Source organism: Prosthecobacter sp. (assembly GCF_049294395.1).
Lineage (GTDB): Bacteria > Verrucomicrobiota > Verrucomicrobiia > Verrucomicrobiales > Verrucomicrobiaceae > Prosthecobacter.
Genome location: NZ_JBAQCR010000423.1, coordinates 1 through 14,391, shown reverse-complemented (window position 1 = coordinate 14,391; position 14,391 = coordinate 1). Strand labels below are relative to the sequence as shown.

The window sequence follows — 14,391 nt, the reverse complement described above, 5'->3', positions numbered from 1 at the left end:
CTCCAGTTTGAAGAAATTCTCGGGCGGGAGTTTGTAGTGACGGTTCACCCAGCCTTGGCACTGGAGTTTGTCACCCTGTCAAATGGCAATGTGGTAGTGGGAAACTGGCTCAAGGATGTCGATGCAGGAGGCTTCTTCGGGTTCGAGGACGAAGAGGTGCCCCGGTTTGTCGGGGTGGAAGATGCTCCAGGAGGCTTGGATGGAGGAGACGAGGAAAGTGCCGGAGGGGAAGGTGATGAGGTCCATGGGGGTTAAAGTGAAGTGAGGTGCAGTTTCATAAAAACAAGCCAGTGAGTTTTGGCGGTCTTGCCGCACCGCTGACCAATGAGGGGCTGCGCAGGGGTGAGTTTGAGGATTTCGGAGACTGGCACCTCGTGTTCGTTCCACTTAAAGATGAGAGTTCCTTCGTTTTTCAGCACGCGGAAGCACTCAGCGAAGCCAGCACGCAGCATGCCTTGCCAGTCGCCTTCGAGTTTGCCGTATTTCTTGGCCTGCCAGCCTTTCTTTCCAGCCCGCACAAGGTGCGGAGGGTCGAATACCACCATTGCGAAACTGCCATCCATGAAGGGCATTGCGGCAAAATCAGCGATGATGTCAGGCTTGACTTCAAGGATGCGACTGCCCCCACGGCTGGAGATGTCAGGCAGAGAATGCGTCTCGCTCCGCTTGTCGATGAAACATGCCCGTGCATCGGTGCGGTTGAACCAGAACATGCGGGAGCCGCAGCAGGCGTCCAATACAGGTGGAAGTTCAGGGTGCATTAAAGGGCGATGAGTTGCTGGTAGGCGGTTTCGGCTTCTTTGAGGGTGCGCTCGGCCTGAATGAGGTCGGGGGTGTCGGTGCCGAGGGCGCGGGCCTGTTCTTCGAGGTCGAGGACGTGGCGCCGGGCTCCTGTCACCTTGCACTGGGCGCTGTTGAGGTCCTGCTGGAGCTTCTGCAGCCGACTTTGGAGAGTGGTGGCGTTGAGTTCTTCGCTTTGGTAGGCTTCGCGGGCCTGGGTGAGCTGGTGGGTAAGAGTGGTGAGGGCCTGCGCGCGGGCGTCGTGCGTGGCTTTGGCCTCGGTGAAGCGGGAGCGGGCGGCGATGAGGTCGGCCTTGAGGCGGTCGAATTCGGACGGGCCGGGTTTTGTCGCATCATCGGCGGGGGCAAGGCGTTTGAGCAGTGAGTGCCCGCCCGGGGTGAGGCTGACGGTGCTGCCTATGCGGTAGATCAAGCCAGCGTCTAGGGCGTGGCGGTAAATGTTGAGCGCTCCGGTCGAACGGATGGCGATGATGCTGGCGGTGTCCTGTGTGATGTGGGCACCGAGTTCCTGAAGGCTGGAAAGGTAGATCGCGAGGGCGTCGTCATCGAACTCGGGGGCCGGTGGGACAACGGTGGGTTCTACTGATTTGGCAACGGAAGGGGCTGGCAATGGAAGGCCCGGAGGGAGGACTGGATTGCGGAATGTATTGAGGACAAAACAGCCTTGGTCTTGGGACTGGATAAAGCGTTCGAAGGTGGGGCGCTGATCTTCGGGCAGGGTGAGGGTGCAGTGAACGCGGTGGTTGCTGCCGTCTTTGCCGCAGGCGGTGAGGGCGATGAGATTCGGGCGATTGTAGGGCGCGGCGTGCCGTATCACGAGGCTGTGAGGAGGCATGCGGTGGACGAGGCCCTTGGTTTCAAGAAGGAAGCGAAACTGTGCAGGGCCGGTGATGCCGGCGTACTGACAGGCGGTGTTGACGACTTCGAGAATCGCTTTGGCGGGCTTGCCTGCGATCCATGAGGGGATGGTGTCCGGGAGGGTGAGGAGAAGCGGGTGAGTTTGCATGGGGAGGTGTGGAGAAAAAAGGGGCCTGCGGCGCTGCGTTCCGAGGCTCTAACGGGAGAGCCAAGCTCAGTTTTGAACGCTGGCGCAACAGGCACGGGGGTTAGCGTTTAAGCGGATTCTGCCGCCTCGCTGGGGGGCGCTGCATCGGCGTCGAGGTCGATCCAGTCCTCGGCGAGGAGATCGGTCTGGGAGGCCAGCCAGCCGGTGACGGTGCTGCCGGTGGCGGCGCGCATGTTGAGGTTCGGCAGGCGGGTGACGGTGCCGGTGTTTCCGAGTTCGAAGAGGGTTTCAGAAACGCCTTCGATGGTTTCAGTGCGGCCTGGGCTGAGGAATTCGCTGCTGCCTTTGTTGAGGTAGACGAACATGCCTTTGCCGTTCCAACCGGCGCGTGCGATGCAGTGGCCTTTTTTCAGGGCTTCGAGCGCCTGGCCGAAGTTGAGTGTGTTTTTCATGGGTGTGTCTGTGTTGTTGTTGTTTGACAGGGTTTAGCGGCGGTTGCTGATGGCATTGCCGGCGCGCGTGCCGATGGCGGCTTCACCTTGGGAACAGATGTCTTGGGTTGGGACTGGGAGATCGGTGCCAGCGCTTAGGGTGTGCTTGCGGTTGAAGCCGTCGGTTTCGATGATGCGTTTTTCAGTGTCTTCGGGATTGCGGAGGTAGTCGCCGAGATCGCCGAGGAGTTTGTTGGTGTCGGTGTAGGCCAGTTCCTGGCAGCCGACGTTGAGAAGGAAGCCGTTGAGAACGGGGCGGATTTGGATGTTGCGTAGCATGGTGGGTGTGTCTGTTGTGTGTTGTGTTTGAGGTGGAGCAGGGCCGTGCTCCGGCGGGTTTCCGTGGGGAAAATGGGTTAGGCTTCGGGCGTGACGTGCACCTGCTACTGGGGGAGTTTGGGCTTGGTTTGGAAGAACTGGATCCACTGGCCTTTGTGCTCAACTAGCTGGAGGTCGGGGATTTCCTGCACGCAGGGGTGGGAGAGGGCTTGCTGGTGTTTGCCGACGGTGAGGTCGTAGTGTGGCAGGGCTCCGTTTTGATACCATTGGCGATCGAGGCCGAGGGCCCCGACGGCGAAGGCGTGCAATCTGTCCTCGTGGCCCGGGAGGCAGTGGAGATGGCTGCTGCCTGCTTTGAAGCACCGGATGGCTGTAGGCCACTGGCGGAGGCGATCGACAAAGAAGAGGGGCTGCTCTGCCGGTGGGAGTGCGGCGGCGTGGTCTGAGTCTGAGCCGTCGATGATGAAGCGGGAGATGTAGTCCGCGACGGGCTGCCAATGGTGCCAGGTTTTGGACCATGGCTGGGCATCGACCCACAGAAGGTAATCTTGGGGGACGGCGCGCAAGTGCTTGCTGGCGTGTTCACCGATGGGCATGAAGTCGTCCGCCATGAGAACGCGGGTGCCTGCGCGTGTGATGCTGCGTCCGGCGTAGTGCGGGACGCCGACGCGCTTGGCGCGGCGCGTGGGGTCCTTGGGAGGCGTGCGCCAGAAGGCTTCCTTGCGGCGCTCTTCGTTGGAGGATGACCAGACGCTCATGGGATAAGGTTTTTGTTATTGAGCGTTTCGACTGGGGTGTATGACCACCATTCCATGCTTGATAAAACACCGCTCGTGCTGGTGGTGAGGCGGACGATGAGGGTCGTGGCATCGAATTCGTAGCCAAGCGCGACAAGGTCGCCGGTTTTGGCACCGTCATTGAAATGAGGGTAGGCGAAGTGAAGCTTTTGCTCGTCTCGTTTGATCCAACCGTCGTTTGGATGGGCCGCGATGATGCCGCGCTGGCGCAAGGCGGCAATGTAGGCTTGTTCGCGGTGGTGTCCTTCGTGACAAATTTTGGCCCATGTGGAAACAAAATCTGAGCGGCCAGAGCAAAGCGGAATGAGATCAAGAGATGAGGGCATAGTTGCGGCGATTACGGGGTTTGGGCGGAGCAGGAGGGGTGATGCGGAGTTCGGGGACGTTGGCTTTCACGATGGCCTCGGCGACGGGAGGGCAGACGGAGTTCCCGCATTTCTTGATCTGCTCGGCCTTGGTGAGCGGTTGCTCGGTGAGGGTGCCGGTTTTGGGATCGATGTGCCAGGCTTTGTCGATGACGTAGTCCTCGGGGAAGCCTTGGGCGCGGAAAAGCTCACGCGGGGTGAGCATGCGCATGCCGATGTCCACCATGACGTAGCCGCCGACGGTGGCGAAGTCTCCCTCCAGCTGCACGCCATGGGCGCGCAGGAAGGCGGCAACGCGCAGCGCACCTGCCAACTGATCCGGAGTGAGGTAGTTCACGGAGGAGTGCTCCACGAGGCACTGGCGGGCCTTGGCGGTGATGGTGCGGGCTGGATCATCCACGGGCTGGCCGTCCTCCTCGGTGCCGTAGTAGGCAGCGCAGGAGGCGGTGATGAGCGTCTGCTGGCTGCCGGTGCTGCTGAGGGTGCTCACGGGTTCATCGACCGGATGAGCCGGGGTGGTGTTGAAGCCGCCGTTGTTCTGGGCCATGACGGCGGCGAGCAGTCCGGTTTTTCCCATGCCTCCTGCAACTACGGTGGGAGCAGGCTCGTCCACAGGCTGGCCGATACTCTGGCCGAAATGACGGATAGCAGTGACGGCGACAAGGGCGTGATGATTGCCGCCGGCGCTGGCCGTGTGCAGCGGCTCGGCGACATCTGCGGCCGTGCTGGTGCCGCGAAGCTTGACCATGCTGGCGGCTGCGACGGCCATGTCTGGACTGCCGCAGATACTAGGCATGGACTCCTGCAGGTCATGGGCCCCACGTCCACGGCGGGGATTGCCTGCTTTGTCCTGCTCGCCGTGTGCGGTATGAACAAGGGTGGCGGCGGCGAGATTAAAGCTTGCAGATGATGTCACGGTCCGAAGTGGTTCTTCGGTATTCCATGTGTTTGGGCCCCGTCCTGTGGTTTTGCCGTTAGCACTATTGACGACGGTGCCGGTGACCACGGCGAAATGACCGCCCTGCACCTGCGCACACTGGGTGCTGGCGTTGGCGTGCTCGGTGATGAAGGGGGCAAGCTCGGCGGCGGCCAGAGAGAAGCGGTTGGAGGTGTCTGCTGAGAGCAGGGGATCAGTGAGGGACTGGCCACGGGTGGAGCCGTCATCGCGGTCCTTGTGGCTGCCGTGGAACTTGGTCATCACGACCGCCTTCTCGCCGCGGTTCGCTCCGGTGATGGTGTTGGCGGGGGCATCGACGGATTCCACGCGTTCTCCGCCTTGATGGGTGAGACTGACAAGGAAGGGCCGGGCTGATTTCAGCACGTAGCGGTCGATGCCTTTGGCGATGCGGCGCAGGGTGGGATCTGCGAGGGGGCGTTTGCAGCGTGCGGCTTTGGCGGCAGCGCCGGTGAGGAAGATGGACGGGCAGGCGAGGTTCCAGTCGATGCACTCGGCGATGGTGCGCCATGGCTTGAGCTTGGAACCGGGCAGGGCTTTTTTAGGATCGGCATGGGTGGCTGCGGGCCAGACGATGGGCTTGCCATCGCGGCGGGCGATCATGAACAGGCGCTTGCGGATGGTCGGGGCCCCGTAGTCACAGGCGCGGAGTTCGCGGTGTTCGCACTTGTAGCCAAAGCCACGGATGCACTCGGCGGCGGTGACGGTGCCGCCGAGGACTTCGAGGATTTCCGGGAGGTCAGGGTGATCTGCGGCGATGCCGGTGCCGAGGCAGTCGAGGAAAGCACGCCAGGTGCGGCCTTTGTGCTGCGGATCTGGGTACCAGCCGATGTCCCCTTTTTTGCACATCTGCACCAGCGGGCCCCACGTCTGGATTTCCTCGACGTTTTCCATGAACATGACGCGGCTGCGGATCTTGGCGTAGCGAAGCATGACGAGGCAGAGGCCCCGGATTTTCTTTTCCACGGGCTTGCCACCCTTGGCCTTGGAGAAGTGGCGGCAGTCGGGCGAGAACCACGCCATGCCGACGGGACGGCCTTCGGTGAGGGCCACGGGATCGACCTCAAACACGTCCTCACAGTGGTGCACGGTCTGGGCGTGGTTGATGCGGTGCATGCCGAGGGCGGCGGCATCGTGATTGATGGCGTGATCGACGTGGCGCCCGAGGGCGCGTTCGATGCCGGTGGAGGCTCCGCCACCGCCGGCGAAGTTGTCGATGATGAGTTCAGTGTGGAGATCGAGGATGAGTTGCGGAGTAGGCATGGGGACGAGGGTGCGGGTGGAGTGGAGAGTTATTCCGCGAAGGGAATGGGGATGGGGGTGGAGAAACCGGCGGCGCAGGGGTGGCCGCCACCGCCGGGGGCCATGATTGCGGCGATTTCGGCGACGTTGGGGCCGCTTTTGCGGGAGCGGAGGGAGTAGACGAACAGGCCGGTGGTGGGATCGACGTACCAGCTGGCGGCGAAGGGGGCTTCACGTTGATAGACCAGCATTTTGGAAAGAGCTTCGCTGATGATCTCGGAGCCGAGGCCGGTGATGGCGGGAATGCGCTGGCCGTGGAAATCGAGCCAAAGAGGGCGGAGGGCGGCGATGTCAATGACGTCTGAATCAAAGGACCGAAGCTTCCGACCGATGTCGAGGTCGCGACCCAGCAGCACGGTCGAGTGAGTGAAGAGGATGGGCTCCCAGGCTTCGGGGGTGCGCGGGGTGGCGCGCATGAGGGTGGCGTGGAGATTGAAGGCGGGCTCGGTGCAGCGGTGATGTGGCTGCTGGAAGGCGTGGCCGAGATCACGCCAGGAGACGAGATTGATGGCGTCTGGGATGAGGACGCTGGGGTGGAAGTGCTCGAAGGTCAGGAGCGCGCCGGAGTTGGAGAGATCAAAGACGCTGGTGAACCATGGTTCTGCATGTCGTGGCTGGGCGCTGGCGTGGTGGTCGATGATGGTGACTTTGATGGATTTGCACCAGTAAGAATCAATGAAGTCGAGGGTCTTTTGAGGTGGGGTGTAGTCGAGATAATAGACGTGGTCTTCGGTGTGGAGGCTGCCGTCCGGTGGTGTTTGCAGTCGGTCGGGGTAGTTGACGGGCTGGAGGCAGATTTGATCAGCGGGGATGTCTTGGAGCATGAGGGCGCGACGGGCGATGACTGCGGAGGCAAAGCCGTCGGCGCATTGGGCGTGGTAGAGGAGGTGATGCATGGGTAGAGGGGGAAGTTAGGCGTGGCTGATGAGAGGCCCGGAATTTGTTTCTATAGCTAAGGCGGCGTCCCTAAGCACTTCAGGCCATGTTTTGACATCCGGTGTCAAACTCAGCAGGACTCGGGTTCTGTTTTTTGGGTCATTGAGATTTGAGCAGAGATAAACGTTCAAGATGAATCCCCCTTCGAGGCACTCTGTGAGAATGCAGTGCGGTTTATTTATTGGTGGGGTTTTGGGTGTTGGGACGCGGTCTTTGATCTTCCAGTGTCCCGTTTTTGGTTTCCAAAACTTCCATCCACGTGGGTCTGGAATCCACCGAGCAATCACTTCGACCAGCGGCATTGATCCGCATTGGAAGCATGGATTAGAAGGATGGGCGTCTTCGTAGGCGGCTGTGATTCCGCACTTTTCGCAGTTAGTTGCGCTTCTGTAGGAATGAAGTTTGGGTTTATATTTTGGTGGCAGGTGTGCGATGTTCATAGGTGTTTGGGCGTATTTTGATCGTGGAAAGAGAAGATTGCCGGAGATGGAGCAACCGGGACGGTTGCGCTACGCGGGTTTGATCTCGCGGTGGGTGGCGAGGAGAAGGGCGCGGAGTTTGGTTTTGCGCTCGGATTTGCCACCAGCTGCAGGAACGTCTTCGTTCCGCATTTTACCGGTGGCGAGCACGCTGTCTCCTTTGCGCAGGAGGAGAGCGGTGGCGGTGAGGTGGCCGTAGCAGATGACGCCGATGTAGTCGGTGCGTTTTTGCAGCTGGCCGTCATTGTCCCGCCATTCGTCGTTGACGGCGAGGGTGAACTCCGCGCCGTTTTTGAGGTCGTGGGTTTCGAACTTCCGGACGTCCGAGGATAGGTGACCGGTGAAGGTGGCTTGGTTGAGATCTCGCATGGGGGCGGGCGTTTTTTTTGGACAGGATTAACGGAATTTCAGGATTCCAGGATTTCAGCCGGGCAGCGGCGCGAGCGGTTTGAGGTCTTTGAATTCGGCCATTACGGACTCAGGAGGAGGAGTGAGGAGGTGGGAGTTTTGAATGATGATGATCTGGAGATGCCGCACGTGGGCGATGAGTTGATTGACGACTTCGCGGGTGGAAGCGGCATCGATCTTGGTGGCTTCGAACTGCTTTTGCAGGGTGATGAGATCGACGTCGGCGGGTGGGTCGGCGGGTTTCTCGGGCTTGAATTTGGTGATGCCAAGGGTGTTGCGCATGCCGGTGATGTTGCCTGCGGTGATGGCGATCTGGAGGGCGTTGGTGGCGCGGATGGCGGACTCGGCATCGGTTTGTTTTTCAACGTACTCCTTGTTTTCGGGGAGCTTCATCCATTCGCTGAGTTTGGAGCGGTCGGTGAAGTTGAGGGCGTTGCGCTGTGGGGTGCCATTGGTGGACGGTTCGGTGCCGGGAAGTTCGACAGGAGTGCCGGAGTCTGTGACGGTGGGTGTGAGGAGGTCAGGTGTGCTCATGGGTGGTGTGGGTTAGGATTCAGAAGTGGGTGATGCTGGCTCTTGGATTCCGGGTGTGGTGCGTTTGGGGAAGTGTTTGTGGAGGCGGGCGATTTGCTGGACGAGGTCCGACTTTTCGGCTTCGGTCCTGCTGTTGTTGGCGGCATCCTGCAGGGCGGGGCTCATCCATTCTTCGATCTCGGCGTAATCCGCGGCGCGGGTAACGAGGTTGTAGCGGCGGCGCTGCGTTTTGGCGCGACCTCCGAGACGCGCGGGCATGGGCCGGGCGGGATGAGCGACGGTGCAGATGAGGTTGACCGTGAGCGGGCTGAAGAGGTGGATGACGGTGCTGTCTGCGTCTTCTTCGTGCAGGCGGATGATGCGGCCGCTGGGAGACGTGGTGGAAGTTTGCACGGTGTAGAGGCCGGCGATGTAGCGGAAGTTGGTCTGCGTGTTGGGGTCCTGAAGCAGGAGGTTCTCCAAGTGCTTCTGGGCGCAGCTTGGGTGATGGGGCCCGATGTCCGTGGTCTGCGAGAGAAGCTGACCTGGTTCAATGAGCGGGTAGGTGTGGGCATTGAGCAGGGGCTGCTCGCAAAGGACGCAGGTGAAGCGCTGGAGGGCAAGGATGGTGAGAGGGGAGAGCATTTGGGAGAAAGTTTAAAGTTTAAAGTTTGAAGTTTAAGGTTTAAAGTTGGCCGGAACCGGATCGGTCATTCCAAGCCAGCCGAGCAGGGCGAAAAGAAGCAGTAGCAGGAGGAGCAGTTCAACGAGTACGCGCAGGAAGTCGGGGGCGGGCGGTTTCATGGATTGGAGATGGAGAGGTGTTTGCGGGTCATTTTGCGTTTCCACTGGAAGCGCTCGCGGCGGACGGTGAGGGCGGTGGGACCCGTTCTTCGCTGAAGATTTGGAAGGCGCGCTGCTCGCGGGTGTAATGGGGGCAGCAGTTGCTGTTTCCAGGGTGGGAGCCAGCTGCGGATGCGGGAGACGTGACTCCAGAAGGCGCGGCGGACTTCGCGGATTTGGGATCGTCGAAGCTGCCGTTGATGCGCCAGCTGGTAACCATGGGTTTGATCTGGCCTGGGGAGTGAGCTGGGATGATCGGTTCGGTGAGTCCTGATGCAGACCGGTAACACCATTTATCGGCTTCCTGAACGAAAGGAACAAAGGTAGAGATGGCTCCCAAGCTATCAGGGTCGGTGGTTACCCAGGTTGGAATGATCAGCCTGCGGGTGGTGTCCTTGATGCCTGTCAGCGAGGCGTAGAACATGGCGGGCGTGAATGTGAGGGTGGGGGAGGACATGGCGAGTTCAGGCGGGAGTGTGGTTTTTGTAGGGGCCTCGGAGGCCAAAGAGGTGGTAGGCTTCGCGGGTGGGCTTGGCGGTGAGGGTGAAGCCGCCGGGGGCGGTGTTTTCGATGACGGTGGCGAGGTTGTGGGTGGCCAAGAAACGGAGAGCGAGACTGACGGTGGGCTGGGTGAGGCGCAGGCGTTTTGCGCGCTTGGAAGCGCTGATCTTCTCAGCGGGGTTTTCGAGCACATCGCACAGAATGAGGAACTGCGTGGGGTTGAGGCAGAGGCCGTTTTTCACGGTGCGGTGCCAGGCTTTGAGCAGGCAGGAGTAGGTGGCGGTCATGGCCTCAGGCAATGACGGGGATGGCCTGGGAGATTTCGACGAGGCGGCGGATGTGGGAGTGACCGGCGTCGGTGATGGAGTAGCGGGAGCCTTTGTCTTTGGATTGGCGGGGCGGTGGCTGGGAAACGATCCAGCCGCGATCGATGAGGGGCTGCAGGTGACCGGCGCGAAGCTCGGGCATGGTGCCGTGGAGGCGCTGCAGCGTCGTGCATGACGGGCAGCGGGCGATGATGTGCAGGGCGTGGAGGGCGAGATTGGAAACAGGATGGTCTTCGGGGGAGTTCATGCGGCGGAGGCGGTGTGGGCGGTTTGCTGTGTCTGGGCTGCCACGAGGGCTTTGTAGGCGGGTGAATCGAAGTCAGGAGGGGGAAGGGTGCGGGGCTGGATGCCGAGATCGTTGAGGAGGTGGTCAGCGACGGAGGTGGGGCGGGCGGGTGGAGGCTGCCCGCCGTGGGCCGCCAAGGAGGCGGCGAAGGAGGAGGCGGTGGCGCGTTCTTCGGGCATGGGAGCCGGTTTCGGCTTAGGCTTAGGCTTGGAGGAGGGTTTCGTCGCATCACCGAGTTTGGGGCATCTTTCCTGCTTCCAGGCGGTGGTGGCGCGATCGAGGTAGGAGGCGAGCTCACGGACGAACTGGTGACGGCGGGTGGTGGCCTGCACGGCGTTCTGGGTGCCGGTGTTGGCGGCAGTGGTGACCCATTTGAAAAACCAGCCGAGGATGAGCCAGTCCTGCTCCTCGATGGCGAACAGGTTGTGACGGGCCTCGAACAGGACTTGTTCCTCCTCTCCGGACCAGTGGGGGGCTTTGGTCCATGCGGGCCGGAGATCGTTGATGCGTTTTTTCAGGGTGCCGAGGGGATCGCGATCGGCGGGCGGAGGCGGCTGGCCGGAACCGGAGTCCAGAGCCGATGAAACATCGGCGCTCCCAGTACGGATCTTAGATTCTGATTCAGACTCAGATTCAGAGTTAGAGATAGAGATAGAGATAGAGGAGGTCACGTGACTGTCACTCTCTTGTCCGCGTGACATGTCACGGCCTGAGCTGGACGTTTCGGAGCCGGACGTTTCCGATGCCTGGCGCTTGCGTTCACGCTCTTTGCGCTTGCGCTCGGCCTCTTTGCTGACCGTGCGCTGGCCGTTTTTACCGGGGGAATTGTATTCGAGGAAGTTCACCAGCGTGATGGTCTGGGTGGCTTTATCAAACAGGGCCCAGCCGACTTTTTGCATGGCGGCACCCATGCCGGTGATGCCTGCAAGGAGATCGAGATAAGCGATGGAGGAGACGTGGCGGAAGATTCCGTCCGTGGTGTGCTCGTTTCCGGCGATGAATATCCGCAACAAGGCCGTGACTGTCACGTCACGCAGGGCGTGACATGTCACGCTTTCTGTCACGCCGAAAAGGTCTTTGGCGTGCTGGGCGTCCATGATGTAGCGTGCGGCATGGGAGGCGATGGCGGACGCAATGGCGTCCACGCGTGGATCGGTGAATAGGGTGATGTTGAACTTGATCCAAGGACGCATGGGGAGAGGGAGCGGCTGGTAGAATGATGGCGGGTAAAATGATGGGGAAGAAGTGGGCAGGATTACGGAGGTGTGTTGGGTTTGGCGGTGGAGTCTCCGCAGAAAAGGATGATGATGAACAGCCCCCATGAGATGAAGCCGAGGCCGGGGTGGATTTTGGCGCAGCCGATAATGATCGCGCTGGAGCCGAGGGTAAGTGCGGTTTTTTGGAAGAGGCTCATGGTGGGATCAGTGGGCGGCTGCACCGAGGAGGACGGCGCCCTGGGTGGTGTATTCGGCCCAGTAGTCGCGGGTGCGGGGCGTGACATACTGGAGGAAGCGCAGGCGGGGCATGCCGCCTGCCAGGTGGGTGTGGGGCGCGAGGTTGAAGCGCAGGGCGTGGAAGGTGGCACGGGCGTATTCCTCCCAGGCGGCGGTGTCTTCGCTGACGCGCTGCAGGGCGGAGGCCTGCCATTCGTAGCCGGCGTGGTGGAGGGCAGAGACGGTGTTGCTCAACGAGTTGCCTCGGGGGTTCATGACCTCGGCCCAGATGTGCTCGCACTTCTCCGGGCGGATGGCGTGGAGCAGCTCCTGCGCGAACTGGGTGTAGTTGCGCTGGGGCAGGGAGGGACAGAGCATGCCGAAGGTGCGGAAGCCTTCATTCTGGAGCCAGTGGAGGCTCTCGATGCGCTTGGAGGGCTTGGGGCAGCCCTGCTCGAAGGCGGCGGCCTGCTCGTCGTCCAGCGTGCCGGTGGAGACGCCGAAGATGAGGCGGGCTTTGACGTCGTCCTGCGTGAAAGGGTCAGTTCCAAGATAGAATCCGTCTTCCGCGTATCGCATGAGAGCTTGAGCAATTTTTGGCAGCAGGGTGGATTTGGAGAGCAAGCGGATATGCCACTTGGTTTCTTTAAGGAGTGTGATGCATGCAGCCACTGTCTCACGCACGAGGTCCATGTTGGCGGCGACATCGACCAATGGAGAGGAGTAGATGGTGAGCACCTGGTCACGGACGGCGGGCTTGATACTCTTCAGCTGCTCGCGCAAGACTTTGACGGCGTTCTCGCGGCGGACGACCATGTCGGCGTGTTTGTGGTCTCTGGGCATGTAGGCGGCCTTCTGCATCATGGCGGGGACGTAGCAGAAAGAGCAGTGGAAGGCGCAGGCATCGCCGGTGGAGAAGGTGGGGCCGTCACAGAGAAGCTTTTCCTGAAAGCCGCTGGTCATGTTGATGATGGTCTTGGCGGGACGGAAGAAAACGGGCTTGCCGTTCATGGTGGTGCGCTCGGTGGGCGCGGTGGGGGAGGCGGTAGCGTTCATTTTTGGCGGAGGTGGGCTTTGACGAGGTCTTGGGTGATGCGGTCGATCTCAGTCCAGAGGATGGTGGTGCAGCCAATGATGATGTGAGAGCGGGTGATCTCCTTGAGAGGATGTCCGGCGACGGAGCACTCGGAATCAAGGGCCGTGCTGGGGCGTCTCCATGTTTGAGTGTACCGGTGGTCCTGAATGAAGCCGAGTAACGCATAGGCGGCGCTGACAGGCACGGTGTTGCCGTTGCTGACCTCAAGGTTGGAACCTTTAATTCGCAGGTAGTTTTGACCTTGATCTTCAAAGCGCAGAGAATGCGACTCTCCGGCCAGCCAGCGGTCAAGATGGTCTTTGGAACTGAGGGTGAGTTCCATTTTCTTGGCGTGGCTGGAGAGCGCAGCGTGAAGTTTTTCGAGGTCAAAGTGACGGAACGCTTTGAGGGTATGGGCCTGTGAAAGCTGTTCCCTCTCTTCACTGAACTCCTTGTTGGTGGCCGTGGCGTCAATGCGCTTGATCCAGTCCTTCACCCGTTTGTCGGCGGCTTTGCGCGCATCCTGCAGTTCGGTGAAGACAATCTTTTTGCGGACGTCTTTGTTGTCCCGTCCGGAGGGACCGACGGCAATGAGGTGCTGCTCACTGTTGTTGAAACTGGTGATTTTGAGGGAGAGGCCCTCCCAAGTGATGAGGCTGCCAATGTAAAGGCGTTCAGGCTTGGAGGTTTTCTCCGGCCAGAGCAGGGCGGGGCGGCCGAAGTGGTGCTCCCAAGCGAGGCAGGCGGAGTTATTTCCAGCGGCGCAGGCGCGAGAGTAATGCCCTTCGGCATTCTGCCTAATCCACCATTCAGCACGGAAAAGCTCGTAGATTTGGGCGATGTCTCCCTCCTTGAACTGCATGCCGGACTCGGTGGCGATGACCAAGGTCTGGTGCATGGTGTGGTTCTTCTGACGATGAGAGGGGTAGTTGGAGAAATGCCAGGCGTGAGAGAGAAAGGTGACGGCGGGGCTTTGTTTGGAGGAGGACGAGGGCATGGGGTGTGTGTGCGGGTTTTGTCGATTCAGATTTCCTCATTGCGGCGGAAGCGGGTGACGTGGTCGTAGAGGGCGTCTTTATTCTCCGCAGGGTGGAGGCCTGCTTCGATGAAGCGGGCAACAATCGCGGTGGAGCGCCAGCCGAGGCCGGCGAGGTGGCGGATGGCTTTGCTGAATTTGCCGTAGTTGGCGTAGGTACGCGGTGTGCGTTTGGCCGTCCAGGTCTGTGCGATGGCGAGGACGTCGTCTGCGGTCTGGGGTTTGGTGGCCATGGGAGGGAGAAAACGCGGGAGAGGATGGGAGAAGAGCCTCTCCCGCGTGGTTGTTGGTTCTGGGGCGGGATTAGTCGATGTCGAGGGTCAGTGCCTCGGGGATGGTGGGTGCGGTGCCGTCTTCGAGATCGAATTGGTGGCAGTGAATCGGGACGAGGTAGTTGTTGCTGCCATCGAGGGGGCCGCCGACGAGATTGGCGGTGGAGGTGGCGATGAACGGGGGATTGACGTGGAGGTCGTCCATGGGATTATTTCTTCTGGGACTTCTTCTTCGGCATGTCGACCTTGGCCGTCTTGTGGATGGAGACGGAGCCGGTCACGGAGGC

The 14,391-nt window shown here is 60.8% G+C and carries 22 protein-coding genes; all 22 read right to left on the bottom strand.

Annotated features, from left to right (window positions below):
- Positions 1–78 precede the first annotated feature (78 nt).
- Positions 79–246 (bottom strand): hypothetical protein, encoded by a 168-nt coding sequence (locus tag WAW39_RS29120; RefSeq protein WP_422323084.1) that lies wholly within the window; start codon positions 244–246, stop codon positions 79–81.
- A 5-nt stretch (positions 247–251) separates the two neighbouring features.
- Complete coding sequence (locus WAW39_RS29115; protein WP_422323082.1) at positions 252–761, bottom strand: SAM-dependent methyltransferase; 510 nt, start codon at positions 759–761, stop codon at positions 252–254.
- Positions 761–1,807 (bottom strand): hypothetical protein, encoded by a 1,047-nt coding sequence (locus tag WAW39_RS29110; RefSeq protein ID WP_422323080.1) that lies wholly within the window; start codon positions 1,805–1,807, stop codon positions 761–763. Before WAW39_RS29110 ends, WAW39_RS29115 begins: the two co-directional genes overlap by 1 nt.
- A gap of 107 nt (positions 1,808–1,914) precedes the next feature.
- Positions 1,915–2,259, bottom strand: a complete 345-nt coding sequence (locus WAW39_RS29105) for a DUF2829 domain-containing protein (protein ID WP_422323078.1) — start codon at positions 2,257–2,259, stop codon at positions 1,915–1,917.
- 33 nt (positions 2,260–2,292) lie between these two features.
- Positions 2,293–2,577: a hypothetical protein gene (locus WAW39_RS29100; RefSeq protein ID WP_422323076.1), complete on the bottom strand. Its 285-nt coding sequence runs from the start codon at positions 2,575–2,577 to the stop codon at positions 2,293–2,295.
- A 104-nt stretch (positions 2,578–2,681) separates the two neighbouring features.
- A complete protein-coding gene (locus WAW39_RS29095; protein ID WP_422323074.1) occupies positions 2,682–3,335 on the bottom strand; it encodes a hypothetical protein in 654 nt (217 codons plus the stop codon).
- Positions 3,332–3,700, bottom strand: a complete 369-nt coding sequence (locus WAW39_RS29090) for a hypothetical protein (RefSeq protein ID WP_422323072.1) — start codon at positions 3,698–3,700, stop codon at positions 3,332–3,334. The genes WAW39_RS29095 and WAW39_RS29090 overlap by 4 nt, the downstream gene beginning before the upstream one ends.
- Complete coding sequence (locus tag WAW39_RS29085; RefSeq protein WP_422323070.1) at positions 3,684–5,957, bottom strand: DNA cytosine methyltransferase; 2,274 nt, start codon at positions 5,955–5,957, stop codon at positions 3,684–3,686. The genes WAW39_RS29090 and WAW39_RS29085 overlap by 17 nt, the downstream gene beginning before the upstream one ends.
- A 29-nt stretch (positions 5,958–5,986) precedes the next feature.
- Complete coding sequence (locus WAW39_RS29080; protein WP_422323068.1) at positions 5,987–6,892, bottom strand: hypothetical protein; 906 nt, start codon at positions 6,890–6,892, stop codon at positions 5,987–5,989.
- A 549-nt stretch (positions 6,893–7,441) separates the two neighbouring features.
- Positions 7,442–7,780, bottom strand: coding sequence for a single-stranded DNA-binding protein (locus WAW39_RS29075; protein WP_422323066.1), 339 nt, complete (start codon positions 7,778–7,780; stop codon positions 7,442–7,444).
- 54 nt (positions 7,781–7,834) lie between these two features.
- Positions 7,835–8,353, bottom strand: a complete 519-nt coding sequence (locus tag WAW39_RS29070; protein WP_422323065.1) for a hypothetical protein — start codon at positions 8,351–8,353, stop codon at positions 7,835–7,837.
- A gap of 12 nt (positions 8,354–8,365) precedes the next feature.
- Entirely contained in the window at positions 8,366–8,977 is a 612-nt protein-coding gene (locus WAW39_RS29065; RefSeq protein ID WP_422323063.1) for a hypothetical protein, read from the bottom strand.
- Positions 8,978–9,010: 33 nt separating this feature from the next.
- Complete coding sequence (locus WAW39_RS29060; protein ID WP_422323061.1) at positions 9,011–9,136, bottom strand: hypothetical protein; 126 nt, start codon at positions 9,134–9,136, stop codon at positions 9,011–9,013.
- Positions 9,137–9,164: 28 nt separating this feature from the next.
- A complete protein-coding gene (locus WAW39_RS29055; RefSeq protein ID WP_422323059.1) occupies positions 9,165–9,632 on the bottom strand; it encodes a hypothetical protein in 468 nt (155 codons plus the stop codon).
- Between the two features lie 7 nt (positions 9,633–9,639).
- Positions 9,640–9,963: a hypothetical protein gene (locus tag WAW39_RS29050; RefSeq protein ID WP_422323057.1), complete on the bottom strand. Its 324-nt coding sequence runs from the start codon at positions 9,961–9,963 to the stop codon at positions 9,640–9,642.
- A gap of 4 nt (positions 9,964–9,967) precedes the next feature.
- Positions 9,968–10,249, bottom strand: coding sequence for a hypothetical protein (locus WAW39_RS29045; protein ID WP_422323056.1), 282 nt, complete (start codon positions 10,247–10,249; stop codon positions 9,968–9,970).
- Positions 10,246–11,481 (bottom strand): hypothetical protein, encoded by a 1,236-nt coding sequence (locus WAW39_RS29040; protein ID WP_422323054.1) that lies wholly within the window; start codon positions 11,479–11,481, stop codon positions 10,246–10,248. The genes WAW39_RS29045 and WAW39_RS29040 overlap by 4 nt, the downstream gene beginning before the upstream one ends.
- A gap of 62 nt (positions 11,482–11,543) precedes the next feature.
- Positions 11,544–11,702 carry a hypothetical protein gene (locus WAW39_RS29035; RefSeq protein WP_422323052.1) on the bottom strand — a complete coding sequence of 53 codons (159 nt, stop codon included), beginning with the start codon at positions 11,700–11,702 and terminating at the stop codon, positions 11,544–11,546.
- Positions 11,703–11,709: 7 nt separating this feature from the next.
- Complete coding sequence (locus WAW39_RS29030; protein ID WP_422323050.1) at positions 11,710–12,777, bottom strand: hypothetical protein; 1,068 nt, start codon at positions 12,775–12,777, stop codon at positions 11,710–11,712.
- Positions 12,774–13,793 (bottom strand): hypothetical protein, encoded by a 1,020-nt coding sequence (locus tag WAW39_RS29025; RefSeq protein WP_422323048.1) that lies wholly within the window; start codon positions 13,791–13,793, stop codon positions 12,774–12,776. Before WAW39_RS29025 ends, WAW39_RS29030 begins: the two co-directional genes overlap by 4 nt.
- A gap of 26 nt (positions 13,794–13,819) precedes the next feature.
- A complete protein-coding gene (locus tag WAW39_RS29020) occupies positions 13,820–14,065 on the bottom strand; it encodes a hypothetical protein (RefSeq protein ID WP_422323046.1) in 246 nt (81 codons plus the stop codon).
- 70 nt (positions 14,066–14,135) lie between these two features.
- Positions 14,136–14,309 (bottom strand): hypothetical protein, encoded by a 174-nt coding sequence (locus WAW39_RS29015; RefSeq protein WP_422323044.1) that lies wholly within the window; start codon positions 14,307–14,309, stop codon positions 14,136–14,138.
- Positions 14,310–14,391: the final 82 nt, after the last annotated feature.

What these genes read in the sequence shown, in the direction of transcription:
- WAW39_RS29120 (WP_422323084.1), bottom strand. Translation starts at nt 246, where the DNA reads ATGGACCTCATCACCTTCCCCTCCGGCACTTTCCTCGTCTCCTCCATC.
- WAW39_RS29115 (WP_422323082.1), bottom strand. Translation starts at nt 761, where the DNA reads ATGCACCCTGAACTTCCACCTGTATTGGACGCCTGCTGCGGCTCCCGC.
- WAW39_RS29110 (WP_422323080.1), bottom strand. Translation starts at nt 1,807, where the DNA reads ATGCAAACTCACCCGCTTCTCCTCACCCTCCCGGACACCATCCCCTCA.
- WAW39_RS29105 (WP_422323078.1), bottom strand. Translation starts at nt 2,259, where the DNA reads ATGAAAAACACACTCAACTTCGGCCAGGCGCTCGAAGCCCTGAAAAAA.
- WAW39_RS29100 (WP_422323076.1), bottom strand. Translation starts at nt 2,577, where the DNA reads ATGCTACGCAACATCCAAATCCGCCCCGTTCTCAACGGCTTCCTTCTC.
- WAW39_RS29095 (WP_422323074.1), bottom strand. Translation starts at nt 3,335, where the DNA reads ATGAGCGTCTGGTCATCCTCCAACGAAGAGCGCCGCAAGGAAGCCTTC.
- WAW39_RS29090 (WP_422323072.1), bottom strand. Translation starts at nt 3,700, where the DNA reads ATGCCCTCATCTCTTGATCTCATTCCGCTTTGCTCTGGCCGCTCAGAT.
- WAW39_RS29085 (WP_422323070.1), bottom strand. Translation starts at nt 5,957, where the DNA reads ATGCCTACTCCGCAACTCATCCTCGATCTCCACACTGAACTCATCATC.
- WAW39_RS29080 (WP_422323068.1), bottom strand. Translation starts at nt 6,892, where the DNA reads ATGCATCACCTCCTCTACCACGCCCAATGCGCCGACGGCTTTGCCTCC.
- WAW39_RS29075 (WP_422323066.1), bottom strand. Translation starts at nt 7,780, where the DNA reads ATGCGAGATCTCAACCAAGCCACCTTCACCGGTCACCTATCCTCGGAC.
- WAW39_RS29070 (WP_422323065.1), bottom strand. Translation starts at nt 8,353, where the DNA reads ATGAGCACACCTGACCTCCTCACACCCACCGTCACAGACTCCGGCACT.
- WAW39_RS29065 (WP_422323063.1), bottom strand. Translation starts at nt 8,977, where the DNA reads ATGCTCTCCCCTCTCACCATCCTTGCCCTCCAGCGCTTCACCTGCGTC.
- WAW39_RS29060 (WP_422323061.1), bottom strand. Translation starts at nt 9,136, where the DNA reads ATGAAACCGCCCGCCCCCGACTTCCTGCGCGTACTCGTTGAACTGCTC.
- WAW39_RS29055 (WP_422323059.1), bottom strand. Translation starts at nt 9,632, where the DNA reads ATGTCCTCCCCCACCCTCACATTCACGCCCGCCATGTTCTACGCCTCG.
- WAW39_RS29050 (WP_422323057.1), bottom strand. Translation starts at nt 9,963, where the DNA reads ATGACCGCCACCTACTCCTGCCTGCTCAAAGCCTGGCACCGCACCGTG.
- WAW39_RS29045 (WP_422323056.1), bottom strand. Translation starts at nt 10,249, where the DNA reads ATGAACTCCCCCGAAGACCATCCTGTTTCCAATCTCGCCCTCCACGCC.
- WAW39_RS29040 (WP_422323054.1), bottom strand. Translation starts at nt 11,481, where the DNA reads ATGCGTCCTTGGATCAAGTTCAACATCACCCTATTCACCGATCCACGC.
- WAW39_RS29035 (WP_422323052.1), bottom strand. Translation starts at nt 11,702, where the DNA reads ATGAGCCTCTTCCAAAAAACCGCACTTACCCTCGGCTCCAGCGCGATC.
- WAW39_RS29030 (WP_422323050.1), bottom strand. Translation starts at nt 12,777, where the DNA reads ATGAACGCTACCGCCTCCCCCACCGCGCCCACCGAGCGCACCACCATG.
- WAW39_RS29025 (WP_422323048.1), bottom strand. Translation starts at nt 13,793, where the DNA reads ATGCCCTCGTCCTCCTCCAAACAAAGCCCCGCCGTCACCTTTCTCTCT.
- WAW39_RS29020 (WP_422323046.1), bottom strand. Translation starts at nt 14,065, where the DNA reads ATGGCCACCAAACCCCAGACCGCAGACGACGTCCTCGCCATCGCACAG.
- WAW39_RS29015 (WP_422323044.1), bottom strand. Translation starts at nt 14,309, where the DNA reads ATGGACGACCTCCACGTCAATCCCCCGTTCATCGCCACCTCCACCGCC.